This window comes from Peribacillus glennii (genome assembly GCF_003429105.1).
GTDB classification, from domain to species: domain Bacteria; phylum Bacillota; class Bacilli; order Bacillales; family DSM-1321; genus Peribacillus; species Peribacillus glennii.
Map to the genome: position 1 here is coordinate 668,824 of NZ_QVTD01000003.1, position 18,421 is coordinate 687,244.

Consider the following 18,421-nt stretch of genomic DNA (forward strand, 5'->3'; position numbering starts at 1 on the left):
GTCCTTAGCCGGTCTTTTTATCTATTGTTTTTCAGTTAAAAACTTCTTTCTATAGTGACTCAACGCAAGTATCGGCCAAATGTACCGATAGCTATGATAATGGATATAGAAAGCCCCTCCCATCCCTTGTCCTTTGGGATATTGTTCCGTCCAATCCTGTCTGTTTCCATTTTCAATTAAATATTTGATCCCAGCCTGAATCTCTGGGGTTGGTGTGTCTGAAGCAGCAATCAAGGCATCTATTGCCCATGCAGTATCGGTTAATGTGCTTTCACCTAAAGGAACATATTTTTTTTCAGTATCGCTATGACAAGATTCTCCCCAGCCACCGTCCTCATTTTGAATAAGCCTTAACCAGGCTGCCGCATTTTGTATTACAGCAGATTCCGGCCGCTTCCCGCTCGCAATCAACCCTGTGACTGCCGCCCAAGTTCCGTATATATAACAAATCCCCCAGCGGCCGTACCATGAGCCATCCCTTTCCTGATGGCTACTCAGCCAGTTTCTCCCTCTTTTTAGGGAAGGATGATTCTTATTTAAGTTGGTATGGTTTCCTAAGAATTCAAGGGTCCTTCCCGTTAAATCTGCTGAGGAAGGGTCAAGCAAGGTGAATTCAGCCCCCTGCACCGGCACTAAGTTTAATAGTTTTTTATCAACATTTCTCTCAAACGCCGGCCACCCGCCATCTTTATTTTGCATGGAGAAGACCCAGTTGATTCCCCTTCCCCATGCCCCAGAGTATTCCGGCAACCTGCCCGCCATATGACGAATGGAACGCAGGCTTGCGGTAGTATCATCAACATCGGGATTGAACGAGTTAATGTTTGAAAAACCCCATCCGCCGGGCAATGTATCAGGATTATGGACCACCCAGTCCCCATACTTGGAATGCTGCCTTGAAAGTAAGTATTGGTTTGCCTTTTGAATGGATTCAGCAGATTTAGGAACACCCGCTTCCTGTAATGCATAACTGATTAAAGAAGTATTCCACACGTCCGCAGTCGTATATTGCATGTGGACATGACCGTCAATTTCACAGGCCATTGATTTTAGCCCTTGCACCGCTTTCTTAATGGTTGAATGGTGTTTAGGGTACCCGAGTGATAACAGTGCAAATATCATGAGGAAAGTGGAACTGAAATAGCTATAAAAAGTCCCATCCGGTTCAATTCGGCCCAGCATATACTGTTTTGCCTTGTCAAAAGCCGCGGTCCTTAAATGTTCAGAAAAACCAGTAAGCGATTTCATACCTTCCTTAAGGACAGTAATCAGATTCCTCCATTCATTAACATCATCCGAACGAAAAAAAGGTTCATCTTCATTATTTTGTAAACGGTTCACATATAAATCTGATAAGTCTGGACTATGGTCTGTTTTTAACTGGAACTTTTTGTTTCCCACAATCAGAATCGGTGTCAGGTTTGCTCTGGCATAAACGGAAAAATCGTAGAAATTGACAGGGAGAGGGATGGGTGAAAGGAATATTTCGATCGGGACGGGAAAGATCGCGGGCCAGGGGGATTGGCCCGTTAAAGAGAGCAGAACCTTCGTAAACATTCCTGCCTTTTCTATTCCCCCCTCCCGCAAAATAAATTGTCTGGCAGCCCTCATCCTCGGATCTTTTTTATTGATATAACCGGAATATAGAAGTCCATAATAAGCTTCAAGGGTAGCCGGCATATTTCCTGATCCTTCGTCATGATATAACTTCCAGGCTCCATTGCTTTCCTGTTTGCTTAAAATCCTTTTAACCAGTGCTTGTATCAACTTATCATCATGTATCTCCAATGAACGTAATAATATGATCATATAAGAATCTGTTGAAATTCCCGTTTCAAAGGCATAGTCCCAAGAACCATCGTGGGACTGGTCATTTATTAATTTAGCAATGAGTCGGTTCATTTCTGAAATAACAGCTCGCTTCATTTGGAATCAACCCTCTCATGTGAAAAATGATTTTCTTGGCAGAACACAGACTAATCCTTAGCAACTGTGCCCCGCATCCACTGGGCCTAACTTCCCCTCTGCCTTGGCCTGTACAGGGCTCGCCAATAGGCGAGTTTTCTTTACCTATTTCTATTCAATCATACAAATGTACATTCCTGGAGAGGAGTGACCCCATCATGTTTAATAAAAAGAAAAAACAAACAACAAACACTCCAGCATCTCAAGCTTTATGTAACATCCATCAGGAATTAAAAAAGAAATCCGGAACACAAAGTCCGATATCAGCAGCAAATTCACCTTTAATGCCGGAAGAAATGGAACTCGTCCACAAAATCGAAGCATGTGCAAGATACCTGAATGCCAATAATGTAACACGTACACGGGCCTATCTTGAATTCTATCGCAAACACCCTGAAATCGAGTGGGCGTTTCTTGGGCACATGGTATCCAGAAATGCCGGTTGGAATATGACCGACCTTAAAGGGGAGCTGCTTTCAAAGCTTCTTTCAGAGAAGGAGCAGCATCAGTTCTTTCGATTTTTGGAAAGGGGGAATTGGTTAATTTTCCAGGATATATATCCTCAGTTTTTATTATATGAGGAGGGATTAAAAAGAAATAAACCATTATTTCATCTATTGTCTGCCTTTGGGGTGTCAACTTTTATGGAGACGATATGGAACTCTTTTTGGATGAATGAAAATCGCTGTACCCTGGCCATTGCATTGATCATAAATGAGCAATATTACTTAGAACAAAGAGTCATTCAAAATAAAGGCTATCAACAGTCTGTTCTTGAGACGATCGAATTCAAGCTGCAAGACGTTTTAAGCTTAAACCATATTCTCTTTCCATATGAATCCGGAAAATCTGAAAAAACGAAGCTTCTCGGGCAAACACTTCACCAGTTTGCCTCTCTCCATGAACGAATAAGCCTCGGAAAACGGTTGTACTCGCTGCTTTTTTCCAGCCAAAACATTTTGAATCAAATTGTGGACTGGGCAATCTCTAATCCTCATACCGGATCCAGAAAAGATTTCTGGCCGCACCTATTTAATGATGTGAAAGTATCTGTGCCGGGGAGCCTGTATATCCCGCAAATAAAAAATTGTACCTTAAAGAAAAATGCACCTCGATTATATAGTCCAAAATTACAGCATGTCTGGAAAGATATGAAACATGAACCGGCCGAACAAATGGATTGGTTTCAGGATTGGAGTATCATTGATTACTTTGAAAATCCATATAAACATGTAGACGGGGAGATTAAACATGAATATTGCAAGACAATCGAAAAGCTCGAGCTCGCCATCTTCACAAAAAAGGCCCTTTTTCTCCGGAAGGAATAAGGCCTCTCTTCATTCGTATTGGATGTCCATGCTGTTTGCCTCCTGGTTGGCAACCTACCTCGAATTAATCTTGACAGGAACACAATTATATACGTTTCAGGCCAGGCCCCTTACCAATATCTTTTCCATTGATATTCGATTCACCCTGATAGGAATCCCGGTAATGACACTATTTTGTGTAACGGCTTTGTCCTGGATGAATTTGCTACAAAGGACTCTTTTTCTAATCCTTATCGGTTTGGCCATGATGCTCTTCGAAAAGATTTCAGGAAGGCTGGGATGGATCGGTTACAGTGATCAATGGCAGCATATGTATTCATTCTTAGGATACCCTGCATTTATTCTGGTTGTCTTTTTCTTTTTTACCTGGTGTGAATCAGCCAGGGGCAACATTTGACCTGGTACTACAATCGGAATCTTGAAATCTCTCAATTTACACGTTTACAAGGTTCATGATAGTTAAAATGGGGTAAAAAGGATGTTTATTAATGATACTTAGGATTTAGGACAAATACATAATAAGTATTCTTATTGTTGATGGTAATGAAGCCAATATATTTGTTATTGAGAAATTATTGAATCGGGCCGCCAAGCGGTGTCCTTAATTCATGGCTGACCGTGCTGACGAATTTCGATTTTATTTGATCGACTTTGTATTCCTTCATTAGGTTCAATTGCTTCACGATTAACAAAATAACATTCTTCCTGTGTTTCATAGAATAGGTACCTGCACCAGTTTTTAACGGCTGCATAGATTAGTATGTGAACAAAATCATAAATAAGCGCAGGAATATAAATGGTTTCGGATATGGATTACACCTCCCCCGATGCTACATTCGCTTTCGATGTAAACAAAAGTACCTTATTCAGAAAGGATAGCCGGAATTATATTAATATCTTAGGCATTAACCAATTAATACATTGGAAAATATATCATTACTGGATATTTTTTTAAGTGCTAATAATGTTATAGAGCCTCACTATCACCAAAATGCAGCAGAGCTCGTTTATTGCATTTCAGGCTCTTCTTTAGATTCTTTATTTAACCCATTTACAAAACGAATCCAAAACTATCCGATTAAACCGGGCCAGGTTGCCAATATTCCTCAAGGATAGCGGCATTACGAAGTGGCAGCTGAAGATGACACACACCTCGTGGACATATTTAACGCACCAGAACCTCGGTTATTTTAGGTTCTGAACTTTTAAAGTTCACTCCGGCAAACGTCATGTCACATACTTATTTTCCAGATGAAAATCAATGGAAAAACTCCATTGCTCCTGTACAACCTGGTACATTTATAGGTCCTCCTGAAAATTGCAAGCCTCGGCAGAAACATGATGAAGAAGCCAGGTTGACTGATCAAAGAAACGATGGTCAACATTATGTTGCGAGAAACTATTCTTTTCAACAATATCAACCACCTCGGTACTGGGATCGGCCTTAATTTTTTAAAAATCGATGGGAAAACCATTTTAAGTGATTTTTTGATTGATGTTCCCAGGGACACTACATGATAAAGAACAAGGGCAAACCACTCTGTTACTTAGTGGGTTTCCTTGCTCAGCAAAGTCATAATATAGACCGACGTAGAGTCGCAAATGATTATGCAAAAGGGAATACAGGGAGAGGAAAACATGGCAGTAAAACCACCATTGTTGCAAAGAGGAGACACAATCGGAGTGGTTACACCCGGCAGCCCTCTTGATGCAAATATCATTAATGCAAGGGCACAAACTTTGAGGGACATGGGGTTTAATGTAGTCTTTGGCAGGCACGTTTATTCTTATGAGGGTATTGTTTCTGCATCGGCCGAGGAAAGGGCCGAAGATGTAATGAACATGTTCACTGACAGTAGAATCAAAATGATCCTGCCAACCCGGGGAGGCACAGGGGTCCAGACCATTCTTCCCCATCTGGATTACGAAGTCATACGAGATAACCCTAAAATAATTTCTGGTTATAGCGACGTAACAATCCTTCTGAATAATCTGTACCAAACCAGCAATTTAATCACTTTCCACAGTTTATTGCTTATTGATTTTAGACCGGACACACCTTCTTACAATTTTAATCAATTCTTTCAAACAACGTCTACAACGACTTCCCCTAAAGCTATCCAAAATCCACCGGATATGCCTCTAAGAAGCCTGGTGCCGGGAAATGTAAGAGGACCTATTGTAGGCGGAAATATGACTTCGTTAGTCAATGCCCTTGGAACACCATATGAAATTGATACACGCGGAAAAATCCTTTTTTTAGAAGAGACCCATTCACCTACTAACATGATTTTTAGGTATCTGACCCAATTATCGCTGTCAGGTAAATTCCAGGATTGTCTTGGAATTATTATGGGACAATGTACCAATTGCCCTGTATCTTATGGTACAACGTATGATGAATTAATAAATGATTTGTTAGTCCCCCTGGGAAAACCCCTGATGGTCAACCTTGCTACCGGGCACGGTTATTATAAAGCTGCCATACCAATTGGTACCAATGTTAATCTCAATACACAAGATAATACATTGACTGTTTTGGAACCTGCGGTTTCTCCTTGATATAAAATATTTTGTTGTGGGAATAACAATAATTTGCAAACTTATTCGATTTCTGTTATATTAAAAAAGAATTATTTTTGTTCGGTGTAAAGGATAGCATTAGTTTTGACTTTTCGTCTTGATGATCACTTTGGGCAAGGATAGTAATACATTGTGTGCGGTAACGCACTAGGAGGCAACAAAAATGGAACAAGGTACAGTTAAATGGTTTAATGCAGAAAAAGGATTCGGCTTCATTGAACGGGAAAATGGAGACGACGTATTCGTACACTTCTCTGCTATCCAAAGCGAAGGTTTCAAATCTTTAGACGAAGGTCAAAAAGTAACGTTTGACGTTGAGCAAGGTCCTCGTGGAGCTCAAGCTGCTAACGTTCAAAAAGCTTAATCTTGAATGATATATACACAAACAGACTCTGTAAAAAGAGTCTGTTTTTTTGTTTTTCTATTAGATAATATAATAATAAACCCTGCTTTACGAGCAAGCAGGGAGTTGGTACAGGTAATGTAAAAAGATTTAAAGCTTCAAAGGTTGCTTTCAGTATAGCATACTGGTTGGCAAACAGCTAATTAAATTTTTAAGGTTATTACTTTGGTGTCAGGATTCAATTCGGCAATCACCCATTATTAATTAATTCATCTTCGAAATAGAATGTTGCTGGATGCTCTTTTACGGTATAAGAGTACTGCTTCATGCTCTTTACATACTGCCATTTGTTTATGGTTACTAATTCATCAGTTGTTTTTATTCTTACTATTTCTCCAGTTTGGTGCTTGTTTTTATCCGCCATCTTTACACCTCTTTCACTAAAACCGGCCGCCTAACGGTGTTTATTTATCGTCATTTGCTACTATTCGTATTCCAATTAATAATTGTGTAGTATGATGAGGCAGAAAATGAATTTCCTCTAATTTCGGATTTAGAAAAGAAAGCTCAACTGTGCTTTCAGGATTTAGTCGTTCATGGTCTTGAGTAATTTGTTCGATTTTGCGATCCAATTCCTTCTGGTTGTTTGCAAAAGTGATGGTGGTCATTGTGGTCATCATTAGTACTCCTTTTAATCTATAGAGTTGACAAAAAGGTGACACCTTTCCTCCAATCCACTTTTAGCATTTTGTCCATTCGATTAATTCCTAACTACTATGTTACCATTATTCCCAGATTTATGCGTAATTATGTGCCTGTCTGAAAAAATCTCTTCGTACCTGTTTTTTCACCATATATTAATAAAGCTTCTCTATTTTTGTTCACGAAACGCATGCGAGGAATATAATCAAAGTAACCATAAAAATTGGACTGAACCAAAAATTTTATATTAAATCAGTCCTTTTGGCGTGCGACAAGAATTTATTCTATAGCTTTATTACGTATTCAGGCTTTTTCACTGTCTTCCTCATTAAACCATAGAGCATCCTTGTTATCGACATCACCATTATAGTTGATCAGGATCTCCTCGCCTGCTTTTATATCTGTGTATGCATAAAATTCAAACGTGTGGTTATCAAAGTTAATATCATATGTGGCATTAGGCTCATATGAATGGTTAAATAGCATACCATAACCTAAAAGGATTGCAGAATGGTTAATACCATACTCAAAAGCGTAATCAGCAAGTAACGTTTTCTCTATGAAAACATGCTCCTTATTGGGATAAGGAATGACCGGCGCTTCATGTATAAGCTCACCTTTAGTTATATCGCGTGTTGCAAATACCCCTCTATTTAGTTCACCATTGCTGAGTGTGGAAGTCTTTATTTCAATCATGTTAGTCACCTATACTATTCTTTCTTGGAAGTCTGTTGTCTTCTTAAGTTTGCCAGTTAATAAGGATAAAAGCAATCCATTTAATTGGTTCTGTTTCATTTGGAAATGAATATTAGTTAAAGATACATTACTTGCGTTCCTTTCACTGATCAAATAAGCGATTAAATAACAGGGGGATCAATTTATATGGATCATGTTTTAAAGGTATCATCAAAATCAAATCCGACTTCAGTTGCAGGTGCGATTGCTGGTGTCGTGAGAGGAAAAGGCAATGCAGAAATTCAAGCGATTGGCGCTGCCGCTGTAAATCAAGCAATTAAAGCCATTGCCATTGCAAGAGGATATGTCGCTCCTGGCGGCGTTGACCTGATATTTGTTCCTGCCTTTACAGAGATATTAATCAATAATGAAGAAAGAACAGCAATCAAATTAATTATACGTCCTCGAAAAATTCGAGCTTAGAAAAAAAATTGTATATCAAATGTTTTTTAAAATCATGAATCGATAAACATGTATGTTGCTTTCATTAAATTTTTTCTAATCAAAAGTTTAACTGCAAAGGACCATTATGCGAGGGGCATAATCGTCCTTACCTGAGGATTTAGTTACTTAATCGCCTTGCTGACTTTCAGCTTCTTTCCTTTAATTGTTGTATGTTCCATGGCTTGTAAAACTAGTGAGCCCTTTCCATTAAGAATATCAACATACGACAAATTGTCCTGGATGGTGATAATTCCAATATCATCTGCTGTTACTCCTGGAATATTCGCAATCGTTCCAACAAAATCCACAGCCCGAAGCTTCTTCTTTTTTCCTCCACTGAAATGGAGTTTCATGATATCTTTGTTTATTCGGGCCGTTTTATTATTTTTCACGACTCGCCGGCCGCTGATTTTCTCATCAAAAGCGGCTTTTCTTCCTGTAACTTCCTCATGTCCGGGAGCTTCCATGGAAGGGATTTCAAAGCCAATATATCTTTCGATAGCTTTAATAAATTTTCCTTCATAAGGTGTCGCAAACGTAATCGCTTTCCCTTTATTGCCCGCACGCCCCGTTCTTCCTGTTCGATGGACATAGCTCTCTTTTTCCATTGGAACGTCATAGTTAATGACAAGTGTCACATTATCTATATCAATTCCTCTAGCAGCAACATCCGTGGCCACAAGGTAACGGAAATTCCCCCTTTTAAAACCATCCATCACGGCAAACCGATCTTCCTGCTCTAATCCTCCATGGAGTCTTTCACAAGAATAATTGGCTTCATCCAATTCGGTAAACACTGTGTCGACATGATCTTTCGTTCTGCAAAAAATGATACAGCTTTCTGGATTTTCAACAACCGTAACGTCTTTAAGCAGGGAAATCTTTCCTTCCTCTTTCACTTCAATTAAATAATGGTCAATTGTATCAGTTGTCATCCCTGTAGCAGCAATCTCGATATTGATAGGATCTTTCATATATTTATGGCAGAGATTTTCAACATCTTTAGGCAATGTAGCAGAAAATACCATTGTTACTCTGTCTGAAGGAAGTTCTTGAATAATCGCTTCTACTTCATCGATAAAACCCATATTAAGCATTTCATCCGCTTCATCAATAATAAAATACTTCATTTGGTCTAAGACCAGTGTTCCTCTTTCAATATGGTCCATCACTCGTCCTGGTGTACCGACGACTACATGCGTTTTTTGTTTCAATTCTTCTTTTTGTTTCGCAAAAGGTTCTTTTCCATAAACGGCCATAGCTTTAATCCGTTTAAACCTTCCTATATTCGTTATATCTTCCCGAACTTGAACTGCAAGCTCTCGGGTTGGCGTAAGAATCAATGCCTGTGGGTTCTTTTCCTCCCATTCAATCATTTCACAAATAGGTATACCAAAGGAAGCAGTCTTTCCACTGCCTGTTTGGGATTTTACTACAACATCTTGATTTCCCAGTGCTACTTGTAATACTTCACTCTGGACCTCTGTGGGAGTTTCGTATTTTAACAATGCAAGTGCTCTTCTTATTTCATCGCTTAGCTTATAATCCTCAAAACTTCTTTCACTCATGAATAAACCTCGTTTTTTTATTTTTATCCGATTTATATATAGGATTCTCTATAAGAAATATCATATGCAAAATCTGACTATGGTTAATTATACTTGAAATGCCGGTCATATCGGCTTTTATTTGAAATTATCAATAATAGTATATATAGCTTGCATTCTGTAGCTGTCGATTTGTGTGTTATACCCAGACACGAGTAAGTGTGCGCGACTAAAATAAATATGAATAAAGACTTTATCGATAATGTGATTAATACATCTTTCAATTAGAAACCTCCATGATACCATTGAGGATAAGGTTCGATTATGTTTCAAGATCCGAAATTTTATGGTATTATGAATGAACAATCATTCAGATTTTGGATGAATAAAATCCCTTACATAATAAAGCCGAGGAAAAGAAAAAGATATTTTAATTTTAGAGGTGAAAATGATGAATCGCATAGGTCCACTTCTGATCGTGGAAGGTGCCAACAACAGTAAGGTTCCCTATTCACGAAGCCTGTACATTGATTGTAAAGATAAAGTATTGATCGATTCAGGTGGTGATCCCGATGCCCTATTAGAAGTTAATCGGCAATACGGGGTTGAATTGATCGTAAACACACATTACCATCCGGACCATACGCGCCACAATCACCTGTTTCGGGACGCAGCAAAATGGATCAACCAGATTGAATTTGAAAAAGCTCAAACGATTGAAGGCATCGCAAGGCTTAATGGAGTGTATCAGGAATGGGGTCCGGAAGGTGTAGAGATGTGGCGTAAAAACCTGCCGCAGGACTGGGTTGAAAACCTGGGTGGCTATTCGAAGTCGTATGAATATGAGAAGGAATATTCTTTTGGCGGAGTTAAGGTCAGCTTTCTTCATACGCCGGGACATACCTCAGGACTTTCATGCCCTTATTTTCCGGAATTGGGTGTTGTCTATGTTGGCGATTATGACATGACTTCATTCGGCCCATGGTATAACGGTACCGACGGGAGCATCGATGATTTCATTGAGTCGGGAAACCGCCTGATCAGCCTTGATGCCGACACATTTATAACAGGACACCAAAAAGGGGTCTTCTCCAAACTTGATTTCCAACAAGCAATGGAGAGTTTCCTGGCTATCATTCAAGAACGGGATGAAACCATTGAACAGTATGTACGTGAAGGGCTGACCTTTGAAGAGCTCACGAATGTGGGGATATTCTATCCGAAACAAACTTTGGATGTGCCCCTCCTGAAAACCTGGGAACGCAGTGGCATACGCAAGCATCTGTACCGTCTTGGACTAACTATACCTGAATCCAGCACGGTATTTGGAATGGCAAAATAGAGCAAAAAGTTTAAGGGTCGCCGAAGCGACCCTTATAACGCTAAAAACTAACGTTAATTCCAAAGATGTTAACATTTAAGTTAAATCCGTTGTTCCATAGTTGGTTATATAACGACTCCCAGTTTTTAGTCCTTTTAAAATCCATTTACGCCATGCGCATAAAATTCAGGGGTTATTATAATTTCCTCTCAAGCCTACTTCATGGACACATCTTTGTTGTCTCATTTTTATTCTTGCTTGCTTTTTAACTGTGTAAACTTCCCTTCAGCCAAGGACGGTTTCGATAAGGGCCGATCGGTATTTGGATCAGGCTTGTTTTTCCTTGTGAATCCAACTTGTAAATTTCATCACTCACATTCGCATCATACCCAAGCAGCGGGTGTCCCGCCATCCCGATGGCAGATGCAGCTATCAGTAATCGTTGCACAAGCATACCTGCTTCCATCTGTTGTATACGGTATCCTCGGTACCCCAATTGCATCGTCAAGTGATCCTTGTCCCCTGCAACATGCAGGCAAATAGGTACTTGGTACAAATTCACATTATCCGCAGACATTCCGTATTGCAACAGGCGTCTATGGTCTCCAGGATGTAGCAGTCTTAATGCATGGGCATCGCTGTCATATTGATAGGCACCATCTTGAAGGCCTTCAACATTATAAAAACAGCCATAAAGTGAAATACGGGACTCGTGACCTTGGTCCAAATCATTTCGATATTGGAAGGAAGCAGTTGCCTCATGAAGCAAATTAGCCAGCTGTTGTATACTTACCTTTCCCATAACGAAATCCATATCCGGTGAATACCGCTTTTTGCAAACTGCCGCCAGATCATAGGACAACCGATTAGCGGGAGGCAGAACTACCCTTTCGCCGTCAAGATCCATCCTCTCCTTTTCAATTAACCAGCCAAAAGAACCCGTTGAATTCATTATGCACGCTTCATTCATTTTGGTTAACATCGGATACTCTTTAATCCGCCGCGACCGGACATAATGATTAAACTGAATGGGTGTCAACTGCTGGCATAATTCAGAATCCAAAAACGGCCCTTCTATATTCCCCACATTAGGTAACCATATTGTTGGATTGACCGATAATGGAATAACTGCATATGTGCTTTCCTCCTGTTCGGATAGCCCTAGCAAGTGGTTGATGGTCCTGTCAAGAAATTGGAAATATACTCCTGATTCGAAGGCAAACCGTTTCGCTACTTCGAGCAATTGACCCATCAGCACACCGGCATCCAAACCTTGCAGCCTGTAGGAAAAATTATTGTATTTATAGAAATTCTTCCAAAACATTGTCGATACAAAAATAGTTCCAAAGCAAGTGGATATGTCACAGCGATTACCAAGAGCCCGGGCTATAAGTGAATCAAAATTTCCTTCCCGCAACAACACCAAGCGGTGATGGGCCACATCATAATGGTATACCCCGCGAGGGATATCTTCCATCTTTAGATACACGTACAATTCGTTTGGATACAAGGCTCCTCCGGAAGGAGCAAAACGCCGAAATGACTGGATTAGTTCCGCTTTTTGTTCTGATGGTTCCAAAGTAAAGACTGACTGGCTATATTGAGTTAGACCTGACACAAACCAGAGAAAATTGCCGATTTTGCGATGGTCGGGCTTTGAGGGTTCAAACCATTCATCCAGCGCAATCGGTACTTCCAATGAAAAAGGAACCACAGGCAAGCCGCGGTAGAGTTTATATGGAAGCGGAGCGTCTTCCCAATCCACTTCCCAATCCGGCGGGCTTACCTTGTCAATGTCAAAATGCAAATTGTGCAAAAACTCCTCTAGACTCATCCTCCTGCCCCCTATACACTGCTTATGGAAAAGGATGCGGATGTGGATTAAGCTCTTTATGTTCCAGCGGTTTTTCCGCATACCCGAGCTCCATTGGTATCCGGAGTACCCTTTCCAGCCCTGTTAGACGGGTGAGATGGTGTCCGAATGTCATCGGTAACATCCCCGGAATCAACACTTTCACGCAATACAATCCGTTCCGCCTGGTTTCCTGTGTCGTCTGGTCCACCACAATCACATCCAGGTTCAAATGACGCAACACCTTAAGAATGTCTTGCAGATCATCGGTCAGGTCTGAATGACTTGCCTTTCGCTTGAACTCGTTGTCAAAAGTTCGCATCGGACGATTGCCATCAAGCAAAAACTTGAAGCGCTCCTCAGCTTTAGGCAAGCCGTACAGCATCCCATGATCATCCATCTTCTTTACCAGTGAAGAATCTTGCAGCATTCTCACATACTCCTCCTGGTTCGCCTCCAATTTCTCGTCAATTGTCAGCATCATGCCAGCTAACTCGTGAACGGAGCTTTTCACCGCCCGCACCGGGTCGAGATGGGCTCCAGCCGCACATATGATATTCAGTCCCTTTTGCTTCCTGTTTTTCGCCAGCGCAAATACACTTGGAATACCATGCTCCATGGTAGAATTAAACAAATATATTTCATATCCAGCCACCGCTTGCACCCGTTCGATCATTAACTGCAATTCTTGGTCGTTTGCCGAACTTGGATCAAGTCGCGGGAGGGCCAAATTCGCATACCAAGTCATCAAAAACGAATCACGCTCTACTACTTCAAAAATTCCGTACAGAATAGCCTCCTCCAAACTTCCCCCTAATGCACATCCGTTGGAAGTTTCATAGACAAATCCTTCCCCGCCGCCCAGGCTGTAATAAGCAAGCAGCTCCGGGACCAGAATCGGCCGCTCTTCTAAGAACGAATAGCCCCATACCCAATTGATCGGGCGATCAGGATTAAATGGTTTGAACGGAAAACCAGGTTGTGCATACTGTTCTTTTCCATGAACACCTACCTTGATTGGATTGAGTGCCTGTTCTTTCAAATTGCGGAAGCTGTCATGGATTACGGTTCTTTTGCCACGGGGCTCGAGACCGCAATACCGCTCGATGCCTTCCAAAATGGCAGTCAACTCACTTGCCGCATATGAATGGGTTCGGCCAGCTGTCCCTTCGTCCCCAAAGAACAAAGGCAGATTGACACTTGCGTCGGCAAAAGGTGGCACGAGGTCATACATTTTGCCATTGAACAACCCAGTCCGATGGTCCAGATAATCTTTGGCTAGAACTTTACTCAGATCATCCATCGAACGGCTTCGGTAATTGTCTATGCTTATCTTGGGACTTGGCTGCAGTGAAATTCGGGCCGCGGCTGGTGAATCGTCAGGCAATTGGCCGCACACCGTACACAACGGGTCCGGGAGAAAGGAATGCCTGGAACTATTCAGTGTTTTCAAGTTAACTAACAATACCCTGCCTTCCAAATTGGGCTGGTCGCCTTGCAATACCCTCTGTAACTCCGCTTTGATCAAGTGAGCCATCTGCAAAAGTCCCGTCGCTGATGCCGCAACATCACGCGGTACTCTTCCTTGTACCTGCAATTGCTGCCGTATCTCCCACATCTCCTTACGGTCGCGTCCCGCCATGATTCTCCGCAGGTCCGCACACTGGTAGCATCCCGGCGTACCCGGTTGTAGCAGCGGACCGACCACACCCTCGCCAAATGAAACGAAGCCTGGCAGCCATGGAGTGCCGGTTGCTCGCAGTAACTCTTCCGCATTATGATGAACAGCAGGATTCCAAGCATCTTGCAGTACAAGGGCCACATCAGTCGTATCTGGTATTCCTGACTCGAAATCGGTCTGGCGAGCTATCTGGTATTGTCCGGACAGTTCTCCGCACACGCTGTCAGCCAACACTCCCTCTCCGACAACCAACACGACTGCATTCACCTTGTTTCCTCCTCTCGCAACAACACCCCGAACACCCCTGCCAGCTCCTCTTTCAAAAACGGTTCAAGTTCCAGTTCGAAAACCAAGAGCTGTATGCGGTTCCGTTCCAACACCTTCAATGCTGACTCTAATATTTCAGGTTGTGTTGAATCTTTTTCAGAGGGGATTGCAAGGTTCACTTGCACCGGTTCTTCCTGAAGTACAGTTGAAGCTTCTAACCCTTGCGCCGGGAGAAAAGCCCCTTGGTTTTGGACTTTCATTATTGCCTTTTGTAATGCATTTCGCATAGCCACTGTTTTATTTAAGCCTACACAGCCAAACCAGCCGCAGCTTGTGCCGACCCATACTACAGGGAAACCTGACACTTCCCTTCCTAAGCCTATCATCGGAGATCCCTGCATCGTTGTAAGTGCCTGCATATAATACCGGCAATGTTCATCTTCTACCGCACCCAAGAGCATCCGGTGAACAATAATCTTCTGATTGACCTGCTGCTTTCGGAACTCCTCGTCCAAATACCTTTGCAGCCCGCGGCAAACACCCTCCGCAACTGTTTCCCCTGCTCCGATGCCTACAAATCCCTGTATTTCTAATAAACTACTCTCTACTTTCGGATTAGACGGCAGCGTCTTAATGAGAAGGTCGGCTGTTTGTGACACATAGGCTTCAATCCCGGTGAGACCCGCTTCCTTCCGTGCCTCCTCATGCGTCAGACCTGCACAGACTGTTTCTGGCAACAGCTCAGCCGGTCCCTCCGACAACGGATCGACTGCCTGAACACGGCATTGAGCCAAGGGCAGCTGCTTTAAATCCCCCTCCTCCCAAACGTGTAATATTCCTGATTTTTCCGATGTCAAATGGCCCAGAGCAAGAAACAATCCCTTTGGCTCAACTCTGTTCGATTTGTTTTCAATCGCTAGATCAAAGTCTTCAACCCATTGAGCTTTACCATGTCCGGTCACCAACGGGTGAGGCATGAACGAATGCCATTGCCCCTCTAACGTCTCCAAATCAAGCAGGAAGAATCGATTATTTTGTTCCGATTCCGTCACTCTTGTAGTCTCTTTAAACAATTCAAACACAATCAAATTGGCCAGCATCGCTCCTGCAGTAGAGGAAAATACCGGTAACTGCTGGTCTTTGCCCAGCACAGTTTGGTGTATTCGGCGCCAGGCAGACTCCCAACACCCCTTTGATTCCGAGTGAACCAGCGGACCTGCCAGACCTGATTGATGAAAGCATATAGCGGGGAGAAACAACTTGTTCTCCTGCCTGCAAACCGTATGAAGTTCCCGTAATTCCTCTATATCTCCCTCTTGTGATACATATAATATCGAATCAAACGGTTTCACAATCTCGTTCCAGGAACTTACCCTTTCCTTCTGGACCATAACTTCCTCTACCGCTACTTCGTGGTCTGTTTTATGTGCATGTGCCACGAGCTCCCTTAACCGCCGTCTATTGGTCGGTACCAAATCCGTAATGAAAGTATGGAATTTAGGTAATCCGGATTCAAGCAAGGAAGAAACCAACGAAACAAAAAAAGGACCGGATCCAACTGCCAACACTTTTACCTGACGATAGGCCTGAAAACGAAACGCACCCGAATCGCCGAAACTGTCCAAAAACTCAATTTGAGAAGCATGCTTGTTAAGGATTTGATCCGTCAATTGATGGGGACGATCTTGACTGACATCTCGAACGAAGCCGTTTATATACAGAACTTCTGCAATTTCATAGACCCTATCCCGGTATGGGGCCGGCAATCCTTCTGTCAGATTCGCTAACGTGTATTCACCGTTAAACATCGGCATTAGTTTTTCAATCCACTGCACGATCGTACTGCCTTCCATCGAGAACGAACTCGAGTTGTTCCGAAAATATACACCTCTGTTCGGATCTGGGAGATAAAACGTGTCCCTTTTAACTTTCAGGCGCATAGAAGGGGTCAAATTTATCATTGTCGCTCCTCCAAGCTGTTTTAAATCTGCATCACCACTGTCTCTACAATCCTATGTATCGCAATTTGTCTCTTATGTCTGATTTTAATGAGAAGAGGTCCCTACCACGACTAATGCAGGGACCTCTTCTACTCTTTGGCAACAAAAAGGCAGTCTTTACAAAACTACAATTACCAACCCCAGCAACGCCCGCCACATCTAAAGCAACTGTGGCAACGGAAACAATTGAAGCAGCGGAAGCAGCTAAAACAACCAAAACAACTGCCGAAACAACCACCGAAACCGAAACCACCGCCGAAACAGCCTCCGAAACCACCGAGTTGCCGGGACGAATCCATATAGTATTGGTTTTGATCCCAAGGAACAGCCTCACTTGTCTGGAAATCTCCAAGGTTCAACATTTGGAGTTCGTTTTGAAAATCATTCATCCTGATAACCTCCGTTTATTAAAAAAACATGATGTGAAAGCAACATGCTGGTAAATTTACAAATGATTCAAGTACTTTCCCCATCAAAATATGAATGTCCTGTAGGTATTGTTACCACTTCAACTGCCTATTTTCACCATTTGTAAGCTGCTGGAATGTTATCACACTGAATATAATGTTGTATAAAAACAAAACCCCTTTCCTAAGTCGTACTTTAAAGGGGCTAAGAAAATAATCAAACGGTTGCGATGACCAATGTTAAGTCAAAGTTTTGGACAGGCAAATTTGTAATAATTCTTCAAACTTGTCATGAATATCTTTTTTTTAATATTCAAAAGGAGTATGATGATGAGTTACTGACGGCTTAAAAATGCATATGTAACAAGCTTTTGAAATGCCTGTCTGGTTCAGTAAGTCTGTAATACCTGAAAAAGCCTGATAAGAGAATTCTAACCTATTATCAGGCTTTAAAATTAGTTATTAATAACCACCCCAGCAAGAGCAGCCTACAATAACCAACAAAACAAAAATCACAACGATAAACGCAAAAGTACCGCCGTATCCTCCACCAGACATATTTTCCCCTCCCTTGCATCGAATTCTCTTCATTGTATGTACAACCAGTTGAAACGGACAGGGTAGACAGTTTGTCCTATATAAAATGTGTCTTTTCACCAATGTGCTTAACTAATGTGTTCAAAATGGAGATATATGGATCCATGTTATTTTTGAAAATAGAATAAACTCTCAAGGCTTGGCCAATTAACTGGCTTGTTTTGGAAGAAGCAAAACAATATATCGTATAAAAGATGGTCCGTGTATAAGAAACCCACCAAACATAATGAAAAAGCAGGAGAAATTAATCCTCTGCTTCTCTGTGTGAGATCACTTCACGCCTTTCAGCGATAGTGACAATTAGGGAATAACGGCTTAACGTATCCTATTTAACAAACGGCTAACATATTAACCTTTTTATAACTGGAATAAAAAAACCTGATAACTGGACACAAACCCAGTATCAGGCTTTTTCTGATGATTAATATCCGCTAAAGCAAGCGCAACCCACAATGACCAACAAAACGAATACTACGATGATAAATGCAAAGCTGCTGCCGCCAGCATATCCGTCACCCATATATTCTCCCCCTTTGCCGTTACTTGAAATGTTACTTACGCTTTATAATATGTCCAACCGATGTAGAGGGGTAGGGTAGAAAGGTTGTCCTATTTAAAATGTGTTTTTTCCTCAGTTTCTTTATGTGAA

18 protein-coding genes and 1 pseudogene are annotated in these 18,421 nt (G+C 41.7%); 7 read left to right on the plus strand and 12 right to left on the minus strand.

Going from position 1 to position 18,421, the window contains the following annotated elements; all coding sequences use genetic code 11:
- Positions 1 to 21: 21 nt before the first annotated feature.
- The gene (gene shc / locus D0466_RS04675) at positions 22 to 1,926 is read right to left on the minus strand and encodes a squalene--hopene cyclase (RefSeq protein WP_117321379.1); all 1,905 of its coding nucleotides are present in this window, start codon (positions 1,924 to 1,926) and stop codon (positions 22 to 24) included.
- A 197-nt stretch (positions 1,927 to 2,123) separates the two neighbouring features.
- Here shc and D0466_RS04680 point away from each other — a divergent pair, with 197 nt between their 5' ends.
- Complete coding sequence (locus D0466_RS04680) at positions 2,124 to 3,293, plus strand: DUF2515 domain-containing protein (protein WP_117321380.1); 1,170 nt, start codon at positions 2,124 to 2,126, stop codon at positions 3,291 to 3,293.
- On the plus strand, positions 3,217 to 3,690 hold the full coding sequence (locus D0466_RS04685; protein ID WP_325048676.1) for a CBO0543 family protein: 474 nt from the start codon (positions 3,217 to 3,219) through the stop codon (positions 3,688 to 3,690). Before D0466_RS04680 ends, D0466_RS04685 begins: the two co-directional genes overlap by 77 nt.
- 175 nt (positions 3,691 to 3,865) lie before the next feature.
- On the opposite strand, the gene D0466_RS22090 is transcribed toward D0466_RS04685, so the two are convergent.
- Positions 3,866 to 4,009, minus strand: a complete 144-nt coding sequence (locus D0466_RS22090; RefSeq protein WP_158555831.1) for a hypothetical protein — start codon at positions 4,007 to 4,009, stop codon at positions 3,866 to 3,868.
- Positions 4,010 to 4,089: 80 nt separating this feature from the next.
- On the opposite strand from D0466_RS22090, the pseudogene D0466_RS04690 reads away from it, so the two are divergent.
- The 3 genes and pseudogenes from D0466_RS04690 (at position 4,090) to cspC (ending at position 6,240) form a co-directional block, all read left to right on the plus strand.
- A pseudogene (locus D0466_RS04690) lies at positions 4,090 to 4,741 on the plus strand (cupin domain-containing protein).
- A gap of 190 nt (positions 4,742 to 4,931) precedes the next feature.
- On the plus strand, positions 4,932 to 5,855 hold the full coding sequence (locus D0466_RS04695) for a S66 peptidase family protein (RefSeq protein WP_117321382.1): 924 nt from the start codon (positions 4,932 to 4,934) through the stop codon (positions 5,853 to 5,855).
- 184 nt (positions 5,856 to 6,039) lie between these two features.
- A complete protein-coding gene (gene cspC / locus D0466_RS04700; protein WP_101634077.1) occupies positions 6,040 to 6,240 on the plus strand; it encodes a cold shock protein CspC in 201 nt (66 codons plus the stop codon).
- 229 nt (positions 6,241 to 6,469) lie between these two features.
- Here the strand turns inward: cspC and D0466_RS22510 are convergent, their stop codons facing one another.
- The 3 genes from D0466_RS22510 to D0466_RS04710 all read right to left on the minus strand — a co-directional run bounded on the left by D0466_RS22510 (position 6,470) and on the right by D0466_RS04710 (position 7,617).
- Complete coding sequence (locus D0466_RS22510) at positions 6,470 to 6,643, minus strand: hypothetical protein (protein WP_199484504.1); 174 nt, start codon at positions 6,641 to 6,643, stop codon at positions 6,470 to 6,472.
- A gap of 40 nt (positions 6,644 to 6,683) precedes the next feature.
- Positions 6,684 to 6,899 (minus strand): hypothetical protein, encoded by a 216-nt coding sequence (locus tag D0466_RS04705; RefSeq protein WP_142919893.1) that lies wholly within the window; start codon positions 6,897 to 6,899, stop codon positions 6,684 to 6,686.
- A gap of 325 nt (positions 6,900 to 7,224) precedes the next feature.
- Positions 7,225 to 7,617 (minus strand): SET domain-containing protein, encoded by a 393-nt coding sequence (locus D0466_RS04710; RefSeq protein ID WP_117321384.1) that lies wholly within the window; start codon positions 7,615 to 7,617, stop codon positions 7,225 to 7,227.
- Positions 7,618 to 7,803: 186 nt separating this feature from the next.
- Between D0466_RS04710 and D0466_RS04715 the strand changes: the two genes are divergently transcribed.
- A complete protein-coding gene (locus D0466_RS04715) occupies positions 7,804 to 8,079 on the plus strand; it encodes a stage V sporulation protein S (protein WP_117321385.1) in 276 nt (91 codons plus the stop codon).
- A gap of 143 nt (positions 8,080 to 8,222) precedes the next feature.
- On the opposite strand, the gene D0466_RS04720 is transcribed toward D0466_RS04715, so the two are convergent.
- The gene (locus D0466_RS04720) at positions 8,223 to 9,668 is read right to left on the minus strand and encodes a DEAD/DEAH box helicase (protein ID WP_117321386.1); all 1,446 of its coding nucleotides are present in this window, start codon (positions 9,666 to 9,668) and stop codon (positions 8,223 to 8,225) included.
- A gap of 427 nt (positions 9,669 to 10,095) precedes the next feature.
- On the opposite strand from D0466_RS04720, the gene D0466_RS04725 reads away from it, so the two are divergent.
- The gene (locus D0466_RS04725; RefSeq protein WP_233522534.1) at positions 10,096 to 10,989 is read left to right on the plus strand and encodes an MBL fold metallo-hydrolase; all 894 of its coding nucleotides are present in this window, start codon (positions 10,096 to 10,098) and stop codon (positions 10,987 to 10,989) included.
- A 244-nt stretch (positions 10,990 to 11,233) separates the two neighbouring features.
- Here D0466_RS04725 and D0466_RS04730 read toward each other — a convergent pair whose 3' ends face one another.
- The 6 genes from D0466_RS04730 to D0466_RS04755 form a co-directional block, all read right to left on the minus strand.
- A complete protein-coding gene (locus D0466_RS04730; RefSeq protein WP_117321388.1) occupies positions 11,234 to 12,802 on the minus strand; it encodes a SagB family peptide dehydrogenase in 1,569 nt (522 codons plus the stop codon).
- Positions 12,803 to 12,824: 22 nt separating this feature from the next.
- Complete coding sequence (locus tag D0466_RS04735) at positions 12,825 to 14,768, minus strand: TOMM precursor leader peptide-binding protein (protein ID WP_117321389.1); 1,944 nt, start codon at positions 14,766 to 14,768, stop codon at positions 12,825 to 12,827.
- Positions 14,765 to 16,729, minus strand: coding sequence for a putative thiazole-containing bacteriocin maturation protein (locus D0466_RS04740; RefSeq protein ID WP_117321390.1), 1,965 nt, complete (start codon positions 16,727 to 16,729; stop codon positions 14,765 to 14,767). Before D0466_RS04740 ends, D0466_RS04735 begins: the two co-directional genes overlap by 4 nt.
- 170 nt (positions 16,730 to 16,899) lie before the next feature.
- The gene (locus D0466_RS04745; protein WP_117321391.1) at positions 16,900 to 17,157 is read right to left on the minus strand and encodes a heterocycloanthracin/sonorensin family bacteriocin; all 258 of its coding nucleotides are present in this window, start codon (positions 17,155 to 17,157) and stop codon (positions 16,900 to 16,902) included.
- Positions 17,158 to 17,637: 480 nt separating this feature from the next.
- Entirely contained in the window at positions 17,638 to 17,733 is a 96-nt protein-coding gene (locus D0466_RS04750; protein WP_117321392.1) for a YjcZ family sporulation protein, read from the minus strand.
- A 460-nt stretch (positions 17,734 to 18,193) separates the two neighbouring features.
- On the minus strand, positions 18,194 to 18,292 hold the full coding sequence (locus D0466_RS04755) for a YjcZ family sporulation protein (RefSeq protein ID WP_117321393.1): 99 nt from the start codon (positions 18,290 to 18,292) through the stop codon (positions 18,194 to 18,196).
- Positions 18,293 to 18,421 lie beyond the last annotated feature (129 nt).

Excerpts from the sequence above, each read along its gene's own strand:
- D0466_RS04705 (WP_142919893.1), bottom strand. The coding sequence starts at position 6,899 with ATGATGACCACAATGACCACCATCACTTTTGCAAACAACCAGAAGGAA.
- cspC (WP_101634077.1), top strand. The coding sequence starts at position 6,040 with ATGGAACAAGGTACAGTTAAATGGTTTAATGCAGAAAAAGGATTCGGC.
- D0466_RS04685 (WP_325048676.1), top strand. The coding sequence starts at position 3,217 with ATGAATATTGCAAGACAATCGAAAAGCTCGAGCTCGCCATCTTCACAA.
- D0466_RS04755 (WP_117321393.1), bottom strand. The coding sequence starts at position 18,292 with ATGGGTGACGGATATGCTGGCGGCAGCAGCTTTGCATTTATCATCGTA.
- D0466_RS04715 (WP_117321385.1), top strand. The coding sequence starts at position 7,804 with ATGGATCATGTTTTAAAGGTATCATCAAAATCAAATCCGACTTCAGTT.
- D0466_RS22510 (WP_199484504.1), bottom strand. The coding sequence starts at position 6,643 with ATGGCGGATAAAAACAAGCACCAAACTGGAGAAATAGTAAGAATAAAA.
- D0466_RS04720 (WP_117321386.1), bottom strand. The coding sequence starts at position 9,668 with ATGAGTGAAAGAAGTTTTGAGGATTATAAGCTAAGCGATGAAATAAGA.
- D0466_RS04695 (WP_117321382.1), top strand. The coding sequence starts at position 4,932 with ATGGCAGTAAAACCACCATTGTTGCAAAGAGGAGACACAATCGGAGTG.
- D0466_RS04730 (WP_117321388.1), bottom strand. The coding sequence starts at position 12,802 with ATGAGTCTAGAGGAGTTTTTGCACAATTTGCATTTTGACATTGACAAG.
- D0466_RS04725 (WP_233522534.1), top strand. The coding sequence starts at position 10,096 with ATGATGAATCGCATAGGTCCACTTCTGATCGTGGAAGGTGCCAACAAC.
- D0466_RS22090 (WP_158555831.1), bottom strand. The coding sequence starts at position 4,009 with ATGAAACACAGGAAGAATGTTATTTTGTTAATCGTGAAGCAATTGAAC.
- D0466_RS04740 (WP_117321390.1), bottom strand. The coding sequence starts at position 16,729 with ATGATAAATTTGACCCCTTCTATGCGCCTGAAAGTTAAAAGGGACACG.
- D0466_RS04680 (WP_117321380.1), top strand. The coding sequence starts at position 2,124 with ATGTTTAATAAAAAGAAAAAACAAACAACAAACACTCCAGCATCTCAA.
- D0466_RS04745 (WP_117321391.1), bottom strand. The coding sequence starts at position 17,157 with ATGAATGATTTTCAAAACGAACTCCAAATGTTGAACCTTGGAGATTTC.
- D0466_RS04750 (WP_117321392.1), bottom strand. The coding sequence starts at position 17,733 with ATGTCTGGTGGAGGATACGGCGGTACTTTTGCGTTTATCGTTGTGATT.
- shc (WP_117321379.1), bottom strand. The coding sequence starts at position 1,926 with ATGAAGCGAGCTGTTATTTCAGAAATGAACCGACTCATTGCTAAATTA.
- D0466_RS04710 (WP_117321384.1), bottom strand. The coding sequence starts at position 7,617 with ATGATTGAAATAAAGACTTCCACACTCAGCAATGGTGAACTAAATAGA.